16 protein-coding genes are annotated in these 20,706 nt (G+C 62.7%); 9 read left to right on the top strand and 7 right to left on the bottom strand.

From position 1 onward, the window contains the following. Window positions 1–315: 315 nt before the first annotated feature. The 5 genes from X751_RS145580 to X751_RS145600 are packed head-to-tail and all read left to right on the top strand — an operon-like array spanning window position 316 to window position 5,633. Window positions 316–504 carry a hypothetical protein gene (locus X751_RS145580; RefSeq protein ID WP_023736160.1) on the top strand — a complete coding sequence of 63 codons (189 nt, stop codon included), beginning with the start codon at window positions 316–318 and terminating at the stop codon, window positions 502–504. After that, on the top strand, window positions 504–1,685 hold the full coding sequence (locus X751_RS145585) for an acyltransferase (RefSeq protein ID WP_023736161.1): 1,182 nt from the start codon (window positions 504–506) through the stop codon (window positions 1,683–1,685). Before X751_RS145580 ends, X751_RS145585 begins: the two co-directional genes overlap by 1 nt. Next, window positions 1,682–2,794 (top strand): glycosyltransferase, encoded by a 1,113-nt coding sequence (locus X751_RS145590; protein WP_023682047.1) that lies wholly within the window; start codon window positions 1,682–1,684, stop codon window positions 2,792–2,794. The genes X751_RS145585 and X751_RS145590 overlap by 4 nt, the downstream gene beginning before the upstream one ends. Next, on the top strand, window positions 2,791–3,837 hold the full coding sequence (locus X751_RS145595; protein ID WP_023732470.1) for a glycosyltransferase: 1,047 nt from the start codon (window positions 2,791–2,793) through the stop codon (window positions 3,835–3,837). Before X751_RS145590 ends, X751_RS145595 begins: the two co-directional genes overlap by 4 nt. Then, window positions 3,837–5,633 carry an ABC transporter ATP-binding protein gene (locus tag X751_RS145600; protein WP_027049321.1) on the top strand — a complete coding sequence of 599 codons (1,797 nt, stop codon included), beginning with the start codon at window positions 3,837–3,839 and terminating at the stop codon, window positions 5,631–5,633. Before X751_RS145595 ends, X751_RS145600 begins: the two co-directional genes overlap by 1 nt. Window positions 5,634–5,756: 123 nt before the next feature. On the opposite strand, the gene X751_RS145605 is transcribed toward X751_RS145600, so the two are convergent. Genes X751_RS145605 through X751_RS145625 form a run of 5 tightly spaced genes read right to left on the bottom strand, consistent with a single transcriptional unit; the run spans window position 5,757 to window position 10,996 of the window. After that, the gene (locus X751_RS145605) at window positions 5,757–6,587 is read right to left on the bottom strand and encodes a dipeptide ABC transporter ATP-binding protein (protein ID WP_023682050.1); all 831 of its coding nucleotides are present in this window, start codon (window positions 6,585–6,587) and stop codon (window positions 5,757–5,759) included. Next, the gene (locus tag X751_RS145610) at window positions 6,587–7,432 is read right to left on the bottom strand and encodes an ABC transporter ATP-binding protein (RefSeq protein WP_023692618.1); all 846 of its coding nucleotides are present in this window, start codon (window positions 7,430–7,432) and stop codon (window positions 6,587–6,589) included. Before X751_RS145610 ends, X751_RS145605 begins: the two co-directional genes overlap by 1 nt. Beyond that, the gene (locus tag X751_RS145615; RefSeq protein WP_050485757.1) at window positions 7,432–8,316 is read right to left on the bottom strand and encodes an ABC transporter permease subunit; all 885 of its coding nucleotides are present in this window, start codon (window positions 8,314–8,316) and stop codon (window positions 7,432–7,434) included. Before X751_RS145615 ends, X751_RS145610 begins: the two co-directional genes overlap by 1 nt. Before the next feature lie 26 nt (window positions 8,317–8,342). After that, window positions 8,343–9,350, bottom strand: a complete 1,008-nt coding sequence (locus tag X751_RS145620) for an ABC transporter permease subunit (protein WP_023692619.1) — start codon at window positions 9,348–9,350, stop codon at window positions 8,343–8,345. Between the two features lie 47 nt (window positions 9,351–9,397). After that, entirely contained in the window at window positions 9,398–10,996 is a 1,599-nt protein-coding gene (locus X751_RS145625) for an ABC transporter substrate-binding protein (RefSeq protein WP_023669491.1), read from the bottom strand. Between the two features lie 476 nt (window positions 10,997–11,472). Between X751_RS145625 and X751_RS145630 the strand changes: the two genes are divergently transcribed. Next, a complete protein-coding gene (locus X751_RS145630) occupies window positions 11,473–13,464 on the top strand; it encodes a long-chain fatty acid--CoA ligase (protein ID WP_023682052.1) in 1,992 nt (663 codons plus the stop codon). A 28-nt stretch (window positions 13,465–13,492) separates the two neighbouring features. Further along, window positions 13,493–14,230 carry a 50S ribosomal protein L11 methyltransferase gene (locus tag X751_RS145635; protein ID WP_050591294.1) on the top strand — a complete coding sequence of 246 codons (738 nt, stop codon included), beginning with the start codon at window positions 13,493–13,495 and terminating at the stop codon, window positions 14,228–14,230. Between the two features lie 347 nt (window positions 14,231–14,577). On the opposite strand, the gene X751_RS145640 is transcribed toward X751_RS145635, so the two are convergent. Continuing rightward, window positions 14,578–15,309, bottom strand: a complete 732-nt coding sequence (locus tag X751_RS145640) for an HAD family hydrolase (RefSeq protein WP_023745246.1) — start codon at window positions 15,307–15,309, stop codon at window positions 14,578–14,580. Beyond that, entirely contained in the window at window positions 15,306–16,913 is a 1,608-nt protein-coding gene (pgi, locus tag X751_RS145645; protein WP_245265795.1) for a glucose-6-phosphate isomerase, read from the bottom strand. The genes X751_RS145640 and pgi overlap by 4 nt, the downstream gene beginning before the upstream one ends. 463 nt (window positions 16,914–17,376) lie before the next feature. On the opposite strand from pgi, the gene X751_RS145650 reads away from it, so the two are divergent. Both X751_RS145650 and X751_RS145655 read left to right on the top strand, forming a co-directional pair. Next, complete coding sequence (locus X751_RS145650; RefSeq protein ID WP_023669484.1) at window positions 17,377–18,870, top strand: PLP-dependent aminotransferase family protein; 1,494 nt, start codon at window positions 17,377–17,379, stop codon at window positions 18,868–18,870. A gap of 206 nt (window positions 18,871–19,076) precedes the next feature. After that, window positions 19,077–20,696: a trimethylamine methyltransferase family protein gene (locus tag X751_RS145655; RefSeq protein ID WP_023745244.1), complete on the top strand. Its 1,620-nt coding sequence runs from the start codon at window positions 19,077–19,079 to the stop codon at window positions 20,694–20,696. The last annotated feature ends 10 nt before the right edge of the window (window positions 20,697–20,706 follow it).

Genomic DNA, 20,706 nt, shown 5'->3' with positions numbered 1-20,706 from the left:
AGAGAACCCGACACTACAAGCATAATTTATAAGATACAAAACCACTACCTTAGAATAATCTTCGTCAATTTTGACCTATATCAGACACTCCGGATTATAGTTGTGTAATTAAACCGTGTCTTTTCTGACATGGTACCACTTCTCGTACAACATTGCGGACGTGAAAAACCCTCAGCGACGCAACGCACTCGCAAATCATACCCATTTTTAGCACTAACTCACACAAATATTACAGCTCGATAGATATTTTGTGTTGCACTGCACCATTACCCGGTTGCACCATTTCTTGGGGGATTTGGTACTGGGAAGTGCGCCGTGGAGGATTCCGCCAAGTTGATCAGCTTGAATTTTTCGCTGGCCAGCACCGATTTCGAGGCTGCCCCGCGCAAAAGGCGCGGGTTTGTTGTTTTCGGCGCACTCTCGACGCTGGCAGGCCTCGACCTGAGGCCCGGAATGCAGGGCCGCTGGCTTCATCGGAGATTTCAGACCGGCGGAAATGGCTGATGGCGGTCGCGCGTGACAATCAGTTGGACGCTCTGCGCGCCATCGCTGTCACGATGGTTCTCTATTCCCATTTCCTTGCACCCAACGGCTCCTCCTTTTGGGGCCACATCGGGGTGCGGCTTTTTTTTGTGCTGAGCGGCTTCCTGATCACACGACTGCTGCTCGAAGCGCGCGCCGCGGCCGAATTCAAAGCCGGCCCTGCATTGAGTTCCTTCTACATCAGGCGCGCGCTGCGCATATTCCCGCCCTATTTCGCCGTGCTTGGGTTCGTCTGGCTGACCGATCTGGAGCAGTCCAGTGGCTCGCTCGTCTGGCATGCGCTTTACCTGTCGAATTTTTGGTACGCGCTGCGCAACGAATGGACGCCCTGGCTACTCTGCCATTTCTGGAGCCTGAGCATCGAGGAGCAGTTCTATATCGCCTGGCCGCTGGTCGTGCTTCTCGCACCCCGCCGGCGGGTGGAAGCGATCACTATCGGCGTCATCCTGTTGTCGCTGGCCTATCGCTTCTACTGGCCGATCACCGCCACCCCGGCGCTAGCGCGCGACCTGCTGCCGCCAGCATCGATGGACGCGCTGGCGTTTGGTGCTTTGCTTGCCTGCCGGCGGACCAGAGGCGCCGGCCTGCCGCAATGGATGCGGCTAGGCTGGCCAGCCCTTGCGGCTGTCTTCCTGGCGATTGAGTGGCTTATCCCTGCGCCGGCCGATCCTATGCTGGAATGGGCCCGCTGGGCGTTGCTGCAGATCCTGCCCCTAGTGCCGCTGGTGGCCGTTGTGGCCGTCTGTTCAGCCGGCCTTGGCGGCGTCCTCGGCAGGGTTTTCGAACTGCCACCGCTGCTGTCACTGGGCCGCATCAGCTACGGCGTCTATCTTTACCATCCGATCCTTCTGTCGCTCGCCGTCAAGTCACAGCCCTGGATCCCGCTCAATGTCTCGGAGCAGGGGCCAGGGCGTTTCCTGGTCGCGAGCGCCGCCACGATCGCCGTCGCTTCGATCTCGTGGACGGCTTTCGAAAAGCCGCTCAACGGCCTCAAGCGCCGCTTCCCCTATGTAGCGCGCCGCCGCTCCCAGGCACGCTCTGGCGATGCCGGCTGGCTCGGCAGGGCGGCGGACGCCTATCCCGGCGGATCCCCCGATGGCCGCGCCGCACTCGAACTCCGGCGAACGGATGCACAGAGATGACCACCGCGCCGCTCGTCTCCGTCCTGCTGCCGGTCTACAATGCCGGGCCTTATCTCACCGCTGCGCTGGAGAGCATTCTGCGGCAAGACTACGATCGCCTGGAGGTCATCGCTATCGATGACGGATCGACTGACAACTCGCTCGAGATTCTCGAACGATACCGCCGGGCAGACAATCGCGTTTCTGTCATCTCGCGTGAGAACCGCGGCCTCGTCGCCACCCTCAATGAAGGGCTACGACTGGCCCAGGGCGAGCTTGTTGCGCGAATGGATGCGGACGATGTCGCCTATCCCCGGCGCCTCTCGCGCCAGGTCGCACTGTTCGAGCGGCGGCCCGATCTCGGCTTCTGCGGCGCCTGCGTCGATACCTTGCTTCACGGCCGTATCGCCAAAGGCAGGCTAGACCCGGTGTTCCGGCTCGGCCGGCTCGACATATTGTCGATGTTCTTTACGATATTCTTACATCCGACGGTGATCTATAACAGGAAGGTTATTGGGAACAACGATCTCTATTACGATCCAAAGTATAGGCATGCCGAGGATTTCGATCTCTTCAGACGGCTTGCCGGCCGTTTCCCGGCGACCATATTGCCCGATAGCCTGCTCGTCTATCGCATCCATGCGGGAAGCGTGACCATGCGGCATGCCAAGGAAATGCGCAGGACGCATTTGCGGATCGTGGCCGAAAATCTCGAGCGTGAGGGGCTTGCGGAAACCACAGCGGATCTGCGCGACATCGGCGAGGCCGTCTCTTTCGACACGGTTTCGCGCGCAGCCGATTTCATCCGTGCGCTCGAAGAGCGGATTTCCGAGCTGCCGACCGACACACGGCCAAGCTTCGAGGCAGGCGCGCTGAACCTGTTCTATTTCCTCTACCAACTCGTCGGCGACGAAGGAGAACCGCCGCTGACCCACGAATTGCTCACGCGGACGGCGAGATGGAATTTCATCCGGCGCCGCGAACAATATGCGCTGCGTCCCGGCGTCTGGGCGCCTTGGCTCAGCCTGCTCTCGATAAGGGCCGGAAAGCGGGCGGACGCGGTGGCCTACTTCTTCAAAACCACGCCGGCCGAAGCGGTGCTTGCGCGTTATCAGCGGGGACTGGTATGACCGACAGGCCCCACCCGCTCCTGCGCGATCACCAGTTTGCGAGTGCGCCTGTCCCGACATCTCCCCGATCGGAGCGGCCGTCGCTCGAGGTCAGTTTCATCGTCTGCACGCGCGACCGCGCCGCTGTGCTGGAGGCTTGCATAGCCTCGATCCAGGCGGCATGCCGGGTGCACGCCACCTTCGCGGCAGAGTTGGTGGTGGTCGATAATGGTTCACGGGACGGCACGTCAAAGCGGCTGGCCGCTATCGCCGAAACTTCCGACATCCCAGTCACAGCCGTCTCGGAGACTCGCCCCGGACTAGCCGCTGCCCGCAATGCCGGATTGGCGCGAGCGCGAGGCCGCGTGCTGGTCTTCGTCGACGACGACTGCAAGCTCGACCGCGACTATCTCCGCGACCTGGAGCGGCACTACCGGAGTGGCGAGAAGTGGCTGATCCGCGGCGGCCGGGTCGAGCTCGGTGATGCCCGGGACCTGCCCTTCACCATAAAGCTCTACGAGGCAAGCGAGCGGCTGACCCCGGCGGTCCACCCCGGCGGCTTCGTGCTCGGCTGCAACATGACCATGCACCGCGACGTCGCGGCCCGCATCGGGTCGTTCGACGAACGCTTCGGCGCTGGCGGCCCGCTACGCTCGGCTGAAGATACTGATTATCTCGTGCGGGCGATGCTGCTCGGCATGCCGGTCGAGTATGTGCCCGACATGACGGTCTTGCATCATCACGGCCGGCGAGACCGCAAATCGATCGACAGGCTGCACCGCGACTATAGCCTCGGTAATGGTGCGCTGTGCCTGAAACATGTCCGCCACGCCCCTTGGCTGCTTCGCCATGTCTATTGGTCCGCGCGGGCCGCGTTCAGGGAACTGGCGGGCCGTCCTCGCTTTGACCGCGACCTCGATCTGTCGCACTGGCCTATTGTTGTTATGAATCTGGCAGGTGCCGCCAGATTTGCGCTGCTCGTCATGATGGGATGGCCAAAACGGCTGCCGCTGCGCCACGACCGAGAAGCCAGCGAAGCCAATGCGGAGGCCAGAGCGCGATAATGTCACTGATTCCGTCAGCCCTGCCAATGCTGCGCCGCGCGCTTGGTGGCAGGCTGTTGCGGCTCGTTCCCGTCGTGGTGGGGCTCGGGCTTGCGGGCGCCGCGCTGGAAGGCCTCGGCATCGGTCTCATCATTCCGCTGCTCGGCATCATTATGGGACGTGGCGAAACATCAGGCATGGCCGGTTTCTCCGCCCTCCTCCAGCAGGTTGGAGCGGACCTCGGCGAGCGCCAGCGGCTGATCGCCATTTCGGCGGCGATCCTCGGTTCGATCGTACTGAAAAATGTCTTTGCCTTCGCCAACACTCTGCTGACCAGCTACATCTACGGCAAGGCAGGTTATTCGATCCGTAGCGCACTGTCGGAGCAGTTGCTCAGGGTCGGCTACCCCTTTTTCCTGCAGCAAAGCCCCGGGCGGCTGCTCAACATCATCTCCAACGAATCCTGGCGAGCATCCGACGCTATCCAGGCCCTGCTCGGCGCGATCGTCAGTGCCTCGGCCGCCGTCATCCTGCTCGCCTTCCTCCTGCTCCTCTCTTGGCAGATGACGCTGCTGGTGACTCTAGGGCTGGCGCTTGTCCAGCTGGCGCACGGGGTTTTGTCGTCCAATCTGAAGGCGCCGAGCCGCAGCGTCGTCTCGCGCAACAGCGCACTGGCGTCGCAGATGCTGCATCTGGTGCATGCCGGGCGCCTGATTCGCATCTTCGGGCAGGAGAACCGCGAAAAGGCGGTCTTCGCCAAAGCGTCCGACGGGGTGCGGCGGGCGGCTTTCGTGCTTTCAATCCGCCAGGGCGTCTTGCCGCCACTGACCGAGGTATTGCACGCGATGCTGTTCCTGGCGGTGGTGATCGGAGCCTGGCTGGCGAATGTAAGCTTCCCGCTGACCGTCGCCTTCCTCATCCTGCTCTACCGACTGCAGCCGCATATGCGGGCCTTGCAGATGTCCTGGAGTCAGTTGCAAGGCATGAGCGGCTCGCTGGAGGAGGTACAATGGCTGCTCGATCCTTCCGACAAGCCCGAGGCGCCGCAGGGCAGCCTGCCGTTCGACGGCTTGCGCCAAGGGATCAGCTTCGATGATGTGAGCTTCGCCTATTCCGGTCCCCTGTCAGGCCCCGACGCGCGCGAGGCGGTGCTGCATAAGGCGGTGTTCGATATCCGCAGCGGCCGCTCGACGGCGCTGATCGGCCGCTCGGGCGCCGGCAAGACGACGATCGTCAATCTCCTGTGCCGCTTCGTCAAACCCGACAGCGGCAGGATCCTCGTCGATGGGGCACCGCTCGATGAAGTCGACCCAAGCCAGTGGCGGCGGAACATTGCCCTGGCCAGTCAGGAGCTGGAACTGGTCGATGGCACCATTTTTGAAAACATTATCTACGGCTACGACACGGCCTCGGCCAGCGACGCCATGCGCGCCGCAAGGCTGGCCGAGGCACATCAATTCATCGAGCACCTGCCGCAGGGTTACGCGACGCTGGTCGGATACCGGGGCATCAACCTGTCAGCCGGACAAAGGCAAAGGATCGCCCTGGCGCGGGCGCTGGTGCGCGATCCCGATATTCTCATCCTCGACGAAGCCACCAGTGCGGTGGATGGGTTGTCAGAAGCCGCTATTGTCGAGACGCTGAAGTCGCGGGCCGGCCGCCGCACCACCATTGTCATCAGTCATCATTACAGCACCATATCGTTCTGCGACGACGTGGTGATCTTGAGCCGCGGTCGGGTGAAAAAACAGGCCCCCTTCGCAACCCTGGCAATGCTCAGCATGGACGAGCTTTACCAGCACGGAGCGGGTGAGTGATGGGGCGCACCCCAACCTGCGACGCGGCTTACGCCCGGCAGCTCGCAGATCGCGATCAATCCTGCCGGCAAACCACCGCCGCGACGCATTTCCGATTGTTCAAAAACAATTCTCGGTGAGAGGTCAGGCGGCCTTCTTCTTCGCCAGCCGCGCCTTGATCGAGGCGACGTCGGCGCGCGGCGTCGCGGCGAACAGCGTCCTGGTGTAGTTGTGCTTGGGGTCGGCGAAGACCTCCTCGCGCGAGCCGTATTCGACGGCTTCGCCGAAATACATCACCATCACATCGTCGGCGATGTAGCGCACGACCGACAGATCGTGGCTGATGAAGACATAGGTCAGCTGGAATTCGTCCTGCAGGTCGGCGAGCAGGTTGAGCACCTGCGCCTGCACCGAAAGATCGAGCGCGGAGACCGGTTCGTCAAGCACCAGCAGGCTCGGGTTCAGCATCAGCGCGCGGGCAATGGCGATGCGCTGGCGCTGGCCGCCCGAGAACATGTGAGGATAGCGATTGTAGTGCTCGGTTCCGAGGCCGACTTTCTTCAGCATCCTCATGGCGAGGTCGCGCCGCTCTTCGGCCGGCTTGTCGGTGTTGATGAGCAGCGGCTCGCCCAGCACATCTCCGATCTTTTGGCGCGGATTGAGCGATCCGTAAGGGTTCTGGAAGACGATCTGCACCTTGCGGCGCATCTCCCTGGTCAGGCCGTTCCTTGCGATGTCGACCTTGTTGCCGTCGATGAACAGTTCGCCCGACGTTGCCGGATCGATCAGCGTGATGATGCGCGCCAGCGTTGACTTGCCGCAGCCCGATTCACCGACGATGGCCAGCGTCTTGCCCTTGTCGACGCTGAACGAGACGCCCTTGACCGCATGCACGGTGCGCGCGCCGCGAAACAGGCCGCCGCCGACGTGATAGTCGCGCACGATGTCCTTGCCTTCGACGACCTTGATGCTCATCAGACGCCCCCGGCAGCCGGTTCGAACAGCATGTCCGAGACGGTCGGTAGCCGGTCGCCGACGGCATTTTCCGGCAGCGCCGACAAAAGCGCGCGGGTGTAATTGCTCTTCGGCGATTCAAACAGCGACAGCACGTCGGCCTCTTCCATCTTGCGGCCCTTGTACTGGACGATGACGCGGTCGGCGGTCTCGGCGACGACGCCCATATTGTGGGTGATCATGATCAGGCCCATGCCGTATTTGACCTGCAGCGAGACCAGCAGGTCGAGGATCTGCTTCTGGATGGTAACGTCGAGCGCGGTGGTCGGCTCGTCGGCGATCAGAAGCTTGGGATTGCAGGCGATGGCGATGGCGATCATCACCCGCTGGCACTGGCCGCCCGACATCTGGTGCGGGAACGAGTTCAGCCGTTCGGCCGGCTCGGCAATGCCGACCTGCGTCAGCAATTCGATGGCGCGCTCGCGACGCTGGGCCTTGTCCATGCCCATATGGAAGCGCAGCACTTCCTCGATCTGGAAGCCGACGGTGAAGCACGGATTGAGACTGGCCATCGGCTCCTGGAAGATCATCGACATGTCCTTGCCGACGATCTTGCGACGGTCGGCCGGGCTCATCTTCAGAAGATCGCGACCGTTGAAGCTCATCTGGTCGGCAGTGACCGTCGCCGTCCACGGCAACAGCCCCATCACAGCCAGCATCGACACCGACTTGCCGGAGCCGGATTCGCCGACGATGGCCAGCACTTCACGTTCGTTCACATGGAGCGAGACGCCATCGACCGCGCGGAACGGGCCGGATGCGGTCTGGAACTCGACGACGAGATTGCGGATGTCGAGCAGCGCCATTACGACCTCCTCAGCTTCGGATCGAGCGCATCGCGCAGACCGTCGCCGATCAGGTTGATGGCAAGCACGGTGATGAGGATGGCCAGACCGGGGAAGGTCACCACCCACCAGGCGCGCAGGATGAATTCACGCGCCGAGGCGAGCATGGTTCCCCATTCCGGTGTCGGCGGCTGGGCGCCAAGGCCGAGAAAGCCGAGAGCGGCCGCCTCCAGGATGGCGTTGGAGAAGGACAGCGTGCCCTGCACGATCAGCGGCGCCAGGCAGTTGGGCAGGATGGTGCGCAGCATAAGCCTTATATGGCCGGCGCCGGCGACCTTGGCGGCGACCACATATTCGCGGCTCTTTTCGGCCATGACGGCAGCGCGCACCAGACGGGCAAAGTGGGGTTGCAGGACAAGCGCGATGGCCAGCATGGCGTTGAACAGGCCGGGGCCGAGGATGGTGACCAGAACCAGCGCCAAGAGCAGCGACGGGAAGGACAGGATCAGATCCATGACCCGCATGATCGCCACGTCGACCCAGCCCCGGAAATAGCCAGCCAAAAGGCCGAGCGTGATGCCGCCGACAAGCGCCAGCGTGACCACGACGGCGCCGATGAGCAGCGAGAAACGCGCGCCATAGAGCAGGCGCGAGAGCATGTCGCGGCCGACCGCGTCGGTGCCAAGCAGATATTCCATGCTGCCGCCTGCCTGCCAGGCCGGCGGACGCAAGAAAGCGGTCTTGTCCTGGATGTCGGGCGCATAGGGCGCGAGCAGCGGTGCAAAGAGCGCGGCCAGCACCAAAAGGATGAAGACGAACAGGCCGATGACGGCGCCGCGGTTTACCGAGAAATAGTGCCAGAAAGTCCTGAAGCCGGTCAGTCGGTCAGGGTTGCCGGCGGCCATCGGGGCGATTTCGGTCGACTGGCTCATCACGCCGCCCTGATGCGCGGGTTGATGACGGCATAAAGCACGTCGACGATCAGGTTCACGGCCATGACGATAAGGGCGATCAGCAGCAAGCCTGACTGCACGACGACATAGTCGCGCTTGGATATGGATTCGACCATCCACTTGCCGATGCCCGGCCAGGCGAAGATGGTTTCTGTGAGAATGGCGCCGGCGAGCAGGGTACTGACCTGCAGGCCGATGGTGGTGACCACCGGGATCAGCGCATTGCGCAGCGCATGCACGCCGATGACGCGGGACGACGACAGGCCCTTGGCGCGGGCGGTCCGCACATAGTCTTCGCCCAGCACTTCGAGCATGGCCGAGCGCGTCTGGCGCGCGATCACCGCCAGCGGGATGGTGCCGAGCACAATTGTCGGCAGCACCAGGTGGCTCAATGCCGAGCGGAAAGCATCCCATTTGCCGTAGAGCAGGCTGTCGAGGGTCAGGAAGCCGGTGATCGGCTTGATAAAGAACTGAAGGCCGATGCGTCCTGAAACCGGGGTCCAGCCGAGATAGCCGGAGAAAAAGATGATCAGCAGCAGACCCCACCAGAAAATCGGCATGGAATAGCCGACAAGGGCGGTGCCCATCAGCCCCTGGTCGAACCAGGAGCCGCGTTTGACCGCAGCAATGATGCCGGCCGGGATGGCCAGCACCATGGCGAAGATCATGGCGAAGACTGAGAGCTCGACGGTTGCCGGGAAGAGCGTCATGAAATCTTCGATGACCGGCCGCTTGGACGAAATCGACACGCCGAAATTGCCGGTCGCGGCATCGCGGACATAATGCGCGTATTGCTGCCAGATCGGCAAATTGTAGCCGAACTGTTCCTTCAGTTCCGCGTAACGCTCGGGCGACACGCCATGCTCGCCGGCCATGGCAAGAATGGGATCGCCGGGCAGCAGCCTGACGAAAGCGAAGGCGCAGATGGTGATGCCGATCAGCGTCGGCAGCACCAAGACGATTTTGTTTAGGAGATATCGGAGCATCTTGAAAAGCGGGCGGCGCCTGATTGCGCGCCGCCCGCCTAACAGTTCTATTCGGCCTTGTCGACGCCGTCGAAGCGATGAATGCCGAGCGGGTCCATCATGAAGCCGCTGACATTCTTGCGCACGACTGCGTAGACCTGGCTGTGTGCCATGAGGAAGGCCGGAGCCTGCTTCTGGAAGACAACCTGCGCCTCTTCATAGAGCTTGGTGCGTTCGGCCTGGTCGCTGGTCTTCTTGGCCTTCTGGATCAGATCCTCGAAGTCCTTGTCGCACCAGCTGGAGTAGTTCGACACGCCGATGGCCGAGCAGGCGAACAGCGTGGCGAAGAAATTGTCCGGATCGCCATTGTCACCGGTCCAGCCGATCTGGAAGGCGCCCGGACGCTCCTTCTTCTTGCCTTCTTCGCGGTACTTCGTCCACTCGTAGCTGACGATCTCCGCCTTGACGCCGACCTTGGCCCAGTCAGCCTGGATCAGTTCGGCGGCGCGCTGGAAGTTCGGGTTGTAGGGACGGACGCGGTCGGAGGCCCAAAGCTGGATCTCCTTCAATCCGGCATCGGCCAGCACCTTCTTGGCGGCTTCCGGATCATAGGCGTCGGACTTCACGTCCTTGTTCCACGACCACATGGTCGGCGGGATCAGGTTTACGGCCGGCGTGGCGCCGGCGTCCTGGAACAGCGACTTGATGAGCGATTCCCGATCGATCGCCTGGTTGAGCGCATGGCGCACTTCAGGCTTGTCGAGCGGCGGGATGGTGGTGTTATAGCTCATATAGCCGATGTTGAGGCCAGCCTGATCCATCAGGGTCACGTCGGCGTTGGCCTTGATCGTGCCGATGTCGGCAGGATTCGGATAGGGCGCGATATCGCATTCGCCGGCGAGCACCTTCTGGATGCGGGCGGTGGCGTCAGGCGTGATCGCGAAGACGAGATCGTCGATCTTTTCCTTGCCCTTGAAGTAGTCCGGGTTGGCCGCATAGCGGATGACCGAATCCAGCTGGTAGTCGACGAACTGGAACGGACCTGTACCGACCGGCTTGGTCGAGAAGTCGGCCATCTTGCCGTCTTTTTCCAGCTGGTCGGCATATTCCTTCGACACGATCGAGGCGAAGTCCATGCCGAGATTGGCCAGCATCGGCGCGTTCGGCTCGGTCAGCGTCAGCTTCACGGTCAGGTCATCGACCTTTTCCCACTTGGCGACGTATTTCGGCATGTCCATGCCGGTGTAGTAGTCCCAGGTCAGGTTCGGCAGGTACTTCTCGCCGTTCCAGGGGTTTTCCTTGTTGAACTGGCGATCGAACGAAAAGACGACGTCGTCGGCATTGAAATCACGCGTCGGCTTGAAGAAATCCGTCGTCTGGAACTTCACGCCCGGATGCAGGTGGAAAGTATAGACCAGGCCGTCGTCCGAAATCTCCCATTTGTCGGCGAGACCGGGCACAACTTCGGTGCCGCCATGCTTGAACTCGACCAGGCGCGAATAGACGGTGCGCGACGAGGCGTCGAAGTCGTTGCCGCCCGTCGTGGTACCCGGGTCGAAGTTGGCCGGCGAGGCCTCCGAGCAATAGACCAGCGTCTTGGCATTGGCCACACCGCCGAGGACGCTTGCAGCCAGCAACGCGGCTGCAAAAGTCAGTTTCTTTTTCATTGAGCACTCCCTGATGTTCTTCCAAGCCCCTCTATAGGCTCGCGAAGCGCGCATATAAGCACCGTTTTTCCGGCTTTGGAACACCCTGTTTGCCTACCCCACCGTAAGCAGAAAATATTTCTCGGTCTTTGACGAACTGCAGAAACAAATAGCAAAATCTGCTAATCACGGGATTGTTAACGACCGCATTTTTTCATTGATCGCAGCAATCGTAAGCCAAAAATCCACAAGCCTGGGTTTCGCCACCGAGATGACCGGACGGCATTGCCTGAGCTGGCATCGCGGGAAGGATTTCGACGGCAAATCTTTGCCGTCCTGCCGCTGGGGCAAGACTTGCACGGCCGCCGATAGTCGCAATAGATAGATGACACGCTGGATTTTCCGGGAATCCGCGACATCGCTGCAGCGGAGGACGCCTCACCACATCGAGGCGGCGCAGCAGGAGCAGGCAACAGAACGACCGAGGGAGGCTAGAGGTGGCGAAAGCAACAAAGACAACGGCCCCGGCGAAAGCAAAAGCGGCGAAAGCTTCAAAACCGGCCGCCGCTGCCGCCAAGTCGAAAGCGCCACCGGCCAAAGCCACTCCCGCCGTCAAGCCAACGGCAACCTCGACGCCGGCGAAGGCAAGCGCCAACCCGGCAGCGAAACCTGCGGTCAAGCGCGCGGCGAAGACAACACCCGCTGCAAAGCCCGCCCAGCCGCCAGCCGCGAAGACAGCCGCGGCGAAGCCCGCCTCGAAGCCGTCGCCGGGCGCGGCCAAAAAACTGCCGAATACGCTGACGGCGCTTGCCGCGGGCTTGCCGGAAAAGCCATGGCTAAAAAGCTATTCGAAAGTCGTGCCGGCGGAGATCGGCGCCCTGCCCTACAGTTCGATCGGCGACTTCCTCGTCGGCGCCTGCAAGCAGTTTTCCGGCCAGCCGGCATACGTCTGCATGGGCAAGTCGATCTCCTATGCCGAACTCGAGCGGCAATCGGCCGCCTTCGGCGCTTATCTGCAATCGAAGGGCCTGCAGAAAGGCGCACGCGTGGCGCTGATGATGCCGAATGTGCTGCAATATCCGGTGGCGATGATGGCCGTGCTTCGCGCCGGCTATGTCGTGGTGAACATCAATCCGCTCTACACGCCGCGCGAGCTCGAACATCAGCTCAAGGATTCCGGCGCGCAGGCGATCGTCATTCTGGAGAATTTCGCCAGCACCCTGGACGCGGTGATTGCCAGGACGGCGGTCAAGCATGTGGTGGTCGCGGCGATGGGCGACATGCTCGGCGGCCTCAAGGGCACGATCGTCAACCTGGTCGTGCGCCGGGTGAAAAAGATGGTGCCGGCCTGGTCGCTGCCCGGCCATGTCAAGTTCAATGCGGCGGTGAAGGCCGGCGCCGGCATCGCCTTCAAGCCGGCCAAGATGGAAGCCAGCGACGTCGCCTTCCTGCAATATACAGGCGGCACCACGGGGATTTCCAAAGGTGCTGTGCTGCTGCACTCCAATGTGCTGTCCAATGTCGCGCAGAACACGCTGTGGCTGCAGGACGCCTATGCGATCAAGCCGAAACCGGCGCATCTCAATTTCATTTGCGCACTGCCGCTCTACCATATCTTCGCGCTGACGGTGAACGCGCTGATGGGCATGCAGCAGGGCGCCCAGAACGTGCTCGTTCCCAACCCGCGCGACATTCCCGGCTTCGTCAAGGAGCTGCAGAAATACCCGATGCACATTTTCCCCGGCCTCAACACGCTGTTCAACGCGCTGCTCAACAACGAGGATTTCCGCAAGCTCGACTTCAAGCCGCTGATCATGACGCTGGGTGGTGGCATGGCGGTGCAGAAGGGGGTTGCCGAGCGCTGGAAGGCGCTGACCGGCAATTCGATCACCGAGGGCTACGGGCTGTCGGAGACCTCGCCGGTGGCGACCGCCAACAAGTTCAGCGACAGCAATTTCACCGGCACGATCGGCCTGCCGCTGCCGTCGACCGAGATCGTCATCCGCGACGATGACGGCAACAACCTGCCGCTCGGCGAGGTCGGCGAGATCTGCATTCGCGGGCCGCAGGTCATGGCCGGTTACTGGAACCGGCCGGACGAGACCGCCAAGGTGATGACCAAGGACGGGTTTTTCAAATCCGGCGACATGGGCTTCATGGACGAGCGCGGCTACACCAAGATCGTCGACCGCAAGAAGGACATGATCCTGGTCTCCGGCTTCAACGTCTACCCCAACGAACTCGAGGAAGTCGTCGCCCAGCATCCGGGCGTGCTCGAAGTGGCGGCGGTCGGCGTGCCGGACGAGCATTCGGGCGAAGTGCCGAAGCTGTTCATCGTCAAGAAGGATCCGGCGCTGACCGTTGAGGCAATCACTGCGTATTGTCGCGAGAACCTGACCGGCTACAAGCGGCCGAAATACATCGAGTTCAGGACCGAGCTGCCGAAGACGCCGGTGGGCAAGATTTTGCGCCGGGCGCTGCGGGAATAATTTGAACGGCGAGCCTGGCGACGGCGGGATGGCGGACGATAGTCGGCGTCCCGATGCAGTAGTGTTCATCAAGGCGAACCTGCGGCTTGCGCCCGTTCCCGCCCTTCGTGAAATCCAGCTCTATACGGCTCATTCCGGCAGCGGCCTGAGGCGGCTTGTCGAGTGGCGAGCTCATGGACCGGAAGACGGCAGCCAGACCGAGGAGCACGAAGCTGAGCCGCAGCCGCCCTACTGGGCCTATGCCTGGGCCGGCGGCGCCGTGCTGGCGCGCTATATACTCGACCATCCGCAAATCGTGGCCGGTCACCGCGTGCTCGACCTCGGCGCCGGCTCGGGCCTCGTCGGCATCGCCGCCGCCAAGGCCGGCGCCAGCGCGGTGATCGCGGCGGAGATCGATCGCAACGGCGTCGCCGCGATCGGCCTCAACGCGTTGGCCAACGGCGTCGAGATCACCATTGTCGACCAGGATATCACGACGGGCCCGCCGCCAGCGGTCGACCTCGTGCTTGCCGGCGACGTGTTCTACGGCCGCGAGGTTGCTCTGCGGATGATCCCGTTCCTCGACCGCTGCCTGGCAGCCGGCATCGAGGTGCTGGTCGGCGATCCCCGCCGCGCCGATCTGCCGCTGTCGCGGCTACGATTGGTTGCGGAATATCAAGTGCCGGACTTCGGTGACGCGAAGGGCGCTGCGGGCAGGCTGAGCGGTGTGTTTTGGTTCGAGCCGGAAGATTTGCTAGCGCGACGCGGCAAAGCCCAGTCGCTCTGAATGGCCGGATTCTACTCATTGTGGACAAACCTCAAGGGGCAGAAAATAGATTCGATTAGCCGTTGATAAGAGAAGTCGAATGGCGTGGATTAAAGTTGTTCAACGTATCGGTTTCACAGTTTGCCCAAAGTGCGAAAATCGCGGCTTCGACCTTCAGCCGGGCGAAGACATCGATAACGCAAGCGCCAAGATCAAGTGCGGCAAATGCGGGTACGTTTGCTCTGCTGATGAGTGGCCCACTATGTCCGAAAACAAACCAGAAGCTCCATAGTTTTCATGGGCTGCTTCGCCCAACTCGGCCATTGGCGGGAAATCTCGAGTCGAATTGAGTTTGCCCCAGGCCCCCTTCAGACCGTCTCCTTGACCCGCGCCGAGAGAAAGTCTGGCAAATCGGCGACCGAATCCAAAACGACATCGGCGATCGCCGACAGCGATTCACGCGTGCCGGTGCCGGAGAGCACGCCGACCGCCAGACCGCAGCCGCCGGCACGCGCCATCTCCAGGTCGTGGCGGTTGTCGCCGACCATGGCGATCTCGGACGCCTTCAACCCGGTCAGGTCGCAAAAGGCGACGATCGTGTCCGGCGCCGGTTTCGGATTGGCGACCGCGTCATAGCCATAGGCGGCGGTGATCAGCTGCGCGACGCCAAGCGTGACCATGGTCTTTTCCGCACCGGCAGTCGAATCATTGGTGGCGACGCCGAGCCGGTAGGATCCCTTGTGCAGAGCCGTCAGCGCCGCGACGATGCCGGGCAGGGCCACCGCCATCGATGAGCCTTGCACCGAGGTGATCTCGTTGAAGCGGGCGACGGCCAGCATCTGGTCCTCGTCGGACAGGCGCGGGAACCATAGTTCGACGACATCCATGTTGGTGCCCGAGGCGAAGATGGAATCCGGCTTGAAGCGCTTGGCGACAAAATCGAAGCCCGCCGCTGAAAGCAGCCTGTCGGCTTTCCAGCGATCGCCCTCGGCGGCATCCATGGCCATGAAATCGGCGATGCCGAGCCAGGTCGCGTTGAAATCGACAAGCGTGCCGTCCTTGTCGAACAAGATGCCCTTGATGTCGGCCGGATTTTTCATTGAGCCCCCCGCAGTTGCTGGATGCGCGCCACCAGCCCGGCCGTCGATGCGTCGCGCTTGGCGGCGCTCTCCTTGCCTTCCACGACTGGCAACAGGCCGGTCGCCAGCTCCTTGCCGAGCTCGACGCCCCATTGGTCGAAGGAATTGATGTTGAACAGAGTGCCTTCGACGAAGACGCGGTGCTCGTAAAGCGCGATCAGCCGGCCGAAGGTGCGCGGGTCGAGCTTGCGGTAGAGGATCGTCACCGAGGGGCGGTTGCCGGAGAAGACGCGGTGCGGGGCTATTCTGTCGACATCGGCCGGCTTCATGCCCTTGGCCAGCATCTGCGCGCGAGCCTCGTCCAGCGTGCGGCCCTTCATCAACGCTTCCGATTGGGCCAGGCAATTGGCAAGCAGTAGATCGTGCTGGTGCTTCAGATCCGGCTCATGGCCGACGGCAGCGGCAAGGAACTCGACCGGGATGAAATCGGTGCCCTGGTGCAGCAGCTGGAAGAAGGCGTGCTGGCCATTGGTGCCGGGCTCGCCCCAGACCAGCGGTCCGGTCGGCGTCGTCACCGGCGTGCCGTCGAGGGTGACGCCCTTGCCGTTCGATTCCATGTCGAGCTGCTGCAGATAGGCCGGCAGCCTGGAAAGGCGCTGGTCATAAGGGATGACCGCACGCGCCGGATAACCGCAGATCACGCGATGCCACCAGCCGACCAGCCCCAGCAGCGCCGGCAGGTTCTTCTGCAGGGGTGCGGTGCGGAAGTGCTCGTCCATCTCATGCGCGCCATCGAGGAAGGCGCGGAAGTTGCGCGGGCCGATGGCGATCATCACCGGCAGGCCGATGGCGCCCCACAGCGAATAGCGGCCGCCGACCCAGTCCCAGAAGCCGAACACGCGATCCGCTTCGATGCCGAACTTGGAAACCAGGTCGAGCGCGGTCGAGACGGCGGCGAAATGCTTGCCGACAGCTTCCTTGCCGAGCGCCTTCTGCACCCATTCGCGCGCCGTCTCGGCATTGGTCATCGTCTCGACCGTGGTGAAGGTCTTCGAGGCGATGATGAACAGGGTGGTTTCGGCCGACAGGCCCTTCAGCGTGTCGTGGATATGGGCGCCGTCGATGTTGGAGACGTAGTGCGCGCGCGGGCCGTCGTGATAGGGCGCCAGCGCCAGCGTCGCCATGGCCGGGCCGAGATCGGAGCCGCCAATGCCGATGTTGACAATGTCGGTGATTTTCTTGCCGGTGGCGCCGGCGGCCTTGCCGGAGCGAATGGCGTCGGCGAAAGCGCCCATGGCGTCGAGCACGGACAGCACATCCGCCTTGACGTCCTGGCCATCGACGGTGACGCCCTTGCCCGAGAGGTTGCGCAGCGCCGTGTGCAGCACGGCGCGGTCTTCGGTGATGTTGATTTTCTTGCCGGAAAACATTGCGGCGCGGCGACCTTCGAGATCGGCGGCGGCGGCGAGCTTCTCGAGCAGTTCCATCGTGCCCTGGTCGACCGCGCATTTCGACCAGTCGAGCAAAAGGTCGCCGTCGCTGGCCGAGAACGTCTCGAAGCGCTTGGGGTCGGCGGCAAAAGCCTCGCGCATCGTACCCGATGCCGCCGCGCGCGCAGCACGCAAGGCGACAAGCTGTTTGTCGAAGGAGGAATGATCCACTTTCGGCTCCTGATCGTTTTTCACGACATCTTATCAGACCGGATGTTTCCGGCGCGTGTCGTCGCGCTGATCTTATTGAGCCGAATTCCGCATGTTTCAATGCGTGGGGATGACGCAGTGCAGCATAGTGCGATGTGATGGAGCTATGACGCTGCGCGCCGCGCTGGATGATTTGATGGGAGTAGCGACGACGCTGCGCGTCGCGCTGGGGATAATGAGGCGCGACGACGCTTCGCATCGCGCGGGCGTCCGCGCTGCGGGATGACGCAAGCGTCACCCGGGGATGCGACGACGCTGCGCGTCGCGCATAGATCACTGGCATAAATCCCAGCGATCAGAAAAATTGATTGGCGCAACCCCTTGTGCCACGGTTACCTTCCGCTGGTCCAGCCAAGCAAAAAAGACTGGCCATCGAGGAACACCTTCCATGCCACAGCGTAACGACACGGCCATATGGTCCGGCCTGTTCCGGATTTCGGCGGAATCGGGCCAGACCCTGCAGGCGCAGATCCGTCAGGCGATCGTCGCCGCCATTCTCGACCGGCAGATCGCCGCTTCGATGCCGCTTCCGTCCTGCCGCATCCTGGCTGAAAAACTCGGCGTCGCGCGCGGCACTGTGGTGCTGGCATTCCAGCAATTGGTCGACCAAGGTTTCCTGGTGGCGCGCGAACGGCGCGGCCATTTCGTCAATCCGGATGTGCTGGCCACCCCCGCCAAGCCGCACCAGAAGGCGCCCGACCAGCAGAACGAGATCGACTGGAAGGCACGCCGGCAGATCGCCGCCAGCGACATGCCGCCACCGGCCAAGCACGACAACTGGATCAAGTCCTCCTACCCCTTCGTCTACGGCCAGTTCGACCCGGCGCTGTTCCCGACAGCCGAATGGCGTGAGTGCAACCGCATGGCGCTGGCCGTGCTCGAAATCCGCAACTGGGCCTCCGACATGGTCGATCGTGACGATCCGCTCTTGATCGAGCAGATCCAGGCGCGGCTGTTGCCGCGGCGCGGCATCTTCGCCAATCCGGACGAGATCATCGTCACGCTGGGCGCCCAGAACGCGCTCTATATGCTGGCGACACTGCTGATGACAAAGGGCTCCAAGGTCGCGATGGAAGACCCGGGATACCCCGACGCGCGCTCGATCTTCCGCTTGGCAGGCGCCGAAATCCAGCCGGTTCCGGTCGATCAGTCCGGCATCGTCACCTCGTCCATTCCCAACGATTCCGGCTTTGTCTTCGTCACCCCCAGCCACCACTGCCCGACCATGGTGCCGCTGTCGGCGGAGCGGCGGCAGGACCTTCTGGCGCGCGCCAACCGCCACAACCAGATCATCATCGAGGACGGCTATGACAGCCAGCTTCTCGACGAGGCGCCGCAGCAGGCGCTGAAGAGCCTCGATCGCTCGGGTCGCGTCGTCTATGTCGGCTCGATGTCGAAGACGCTGGCTCCGGGCCTGCGGCTTGGCTACATCGTCGCTTCGGCTGGACTAATCTCCGAGCTCAGGGCGCTGCGTCGCTTCATGCTCAGGCACCCGCCGGCCAACAACCAGCGCGCGGTCGCGCTGTTCCTGTCGCTCGGCCATCACGAAGCCCTGGTGCGGCGGCTGTCGTCGGCCTTCGACGAGCGGCGCAAGCGTCTGGTCCATGCGATTTCCGCATTCCTGCCGGAATGGCGCTCGACCGATTCGGCCGGCGGCACATCGCTCTGGCTGGAAGGCCCGCGCGGCACCGATTCACGTGGACTGGCCGAGGCCGCGGCCTCGCGCAGCGTCATCATCGAGCCGGGCGATCGCTTCTTCGATCGCACCGAAAAGCCGTCGCGTTTCATGCGCTTGGGCATTTCCTCGATCGCACTGCAGCACATCGAGCCGGGTATTCGCGAGCTCGCGACCGCAGCCGGACGCAGGCCCGCTGCAGCCTGATTTGCCTGTGCCGGGGCTTTGAACAGCCCGGCCCTTGGCATGATCACCAACATTCTGCATTAGCTCTCTGGCATACTCGGCTGCGTTGACTGGCCCATAGGCTGGGCCAATGGCAACGGCATAGTCGGCTGACAGAGGGACGAAGCAGGCCGACGGTGGACCAATCACCGCGTCGTGTTTCGCAAGCTAAAGGTGGAGTGCCCCCCATGTCAGTGGCTGTTGAGCAGCAGGATGCGGCTCTTAAGGATGCGGCTCCTAAAGATACATCAGCCGACCAGCGTTCGCGACGATCCGGCGGGCGCGAAGCGCGCCGCGCCATGCGGGCAGCACCTTTGGCCGACGACATCAGGCCGGTACGTGCCGGGCTTGAAGGCGGCAGTTACGGCCCGCTCAACCGGAACGACCAGGAGCGCATCCATGAAGCGGTGCTGACGCTGCTGGAGACCGTCGGCTTCGCCAATGCCATTCCCTCCTGCGTCGAGGCGCTGACCGGGGTCGGCGCCGTTTACGGCGATGACGGCCGCGTCCGTTTCCCACGCGGGCTTGTGATGGACACGATCAGACGAGCCGCGCGAAATTTTACGCTGCACGGCCAGGACCCCAGGCATGACATGCTGATCCAGGGCAAGCGCGTGCATTACGGCACGGCGGGTGCGGCGGTGCATCTGGTCGATGTCGAAAAGCGCGAATACCGCGAGTCGCTGGTGCAGGACATTTATGATGCCGCTCGCCTCGTCGAAGGGCTCGACAACATCCATTTCTTCCAGCGGCCGATGGTGCCGCGCGACATTCCCGATCCGCTCGAAATGGACTTCAACACGCTCTACGCCTGCGTGATGGGCACGTCGAAGCATGTCGGCACCTCGTTCACGGTGCGCGAGAACGTGCAGCCGGCGCTGGAAATGCTTTATGCGATCGCCGGCGGCGAGGAGAACTTTCGCGCCCGGCCGTTCGTGTCAAACTCCAATTGCTTCGTCGTGCCGCCGATGAAGTTTGCCGAGGACGCCTGCGGCGTGCTCGAAGCCTGTGTCGACGGCGGCATCCCGATCCTGCTTCTATCGGCCGGCCAGGCCGGCGCCACCGCTCCCGCGGCGATTGCCGGCGCTGTGGTGCAAGCGGTGGCCGAAGTGCTGGTCGGCCTCATCTACGTCAACGCCATCAAGCCCGGGCATCCGGCGATCTTCGGCACCTGGCCGTTCGTCTCCGACCTGAGGACCGGCGCCATGTCGGGCGGCTCGGCCGAGCAGGCAGTACTGACTTCGGCCTGCGCGCAGATGGCGCAGTTCTACGACCTGCCGGGCGGCTCGGCCGCCGGCATGACGGATTCGAAACTGCCCGACATCCAGTCCGGCTATGAAAAGGGGATCACCGACGTGATGGCCGGTCTTGCCGGCCTCAATCTGGTCTATGAATCGGCGGGCATGCACGCCTCGCTGCTCGGCTTTTGCCTGGAGAGCCTGATCATAGACAATGACATGCTGGGCCACTGCCTGCGCTGCGTGCGGGGCATCGAAGTGACCGACGAAGCGCTGTCGATCGACACCATCACCGAAGTCTGCATGAATGGCCCAGGCCACTATCTCGGCAACGAGCAGACGCTGCGCCTGATGCAGACCGAGTATTTTTATCCGGCCGTCGGCGACCGCTTTTCGCCCAAGGAATGGAACGAGAAGGGCCGGCCCGACATCTTGCAGCGGGCGATCATCGAAAAGAAGCGCGTGCTTGCCGAGCGCTTCCCGCGCCATGTGCCGAAGCTGCTAGACGACAAATTGCGCGCCCGCTTCGGCGAGATGATCAAGCTGCCACGCAGCGGCATGGGCGGGTAAGCTTCACCTT

It is taken from the genome of Mesorhizobium sp. LNJC394B00, from assembly GCF_000502555.1.
Classification (GTDB): domain Bacteria; phylum Pseudomonadota; class Alphaproteobacteria; order Rhizobiales; family Rhizobiaceae; genus Mesorhizobium.
Note: the sequence above shows the minus strand (reverse complement) of the source record. Positions and strands in the feature narration are given on the sequence as shown.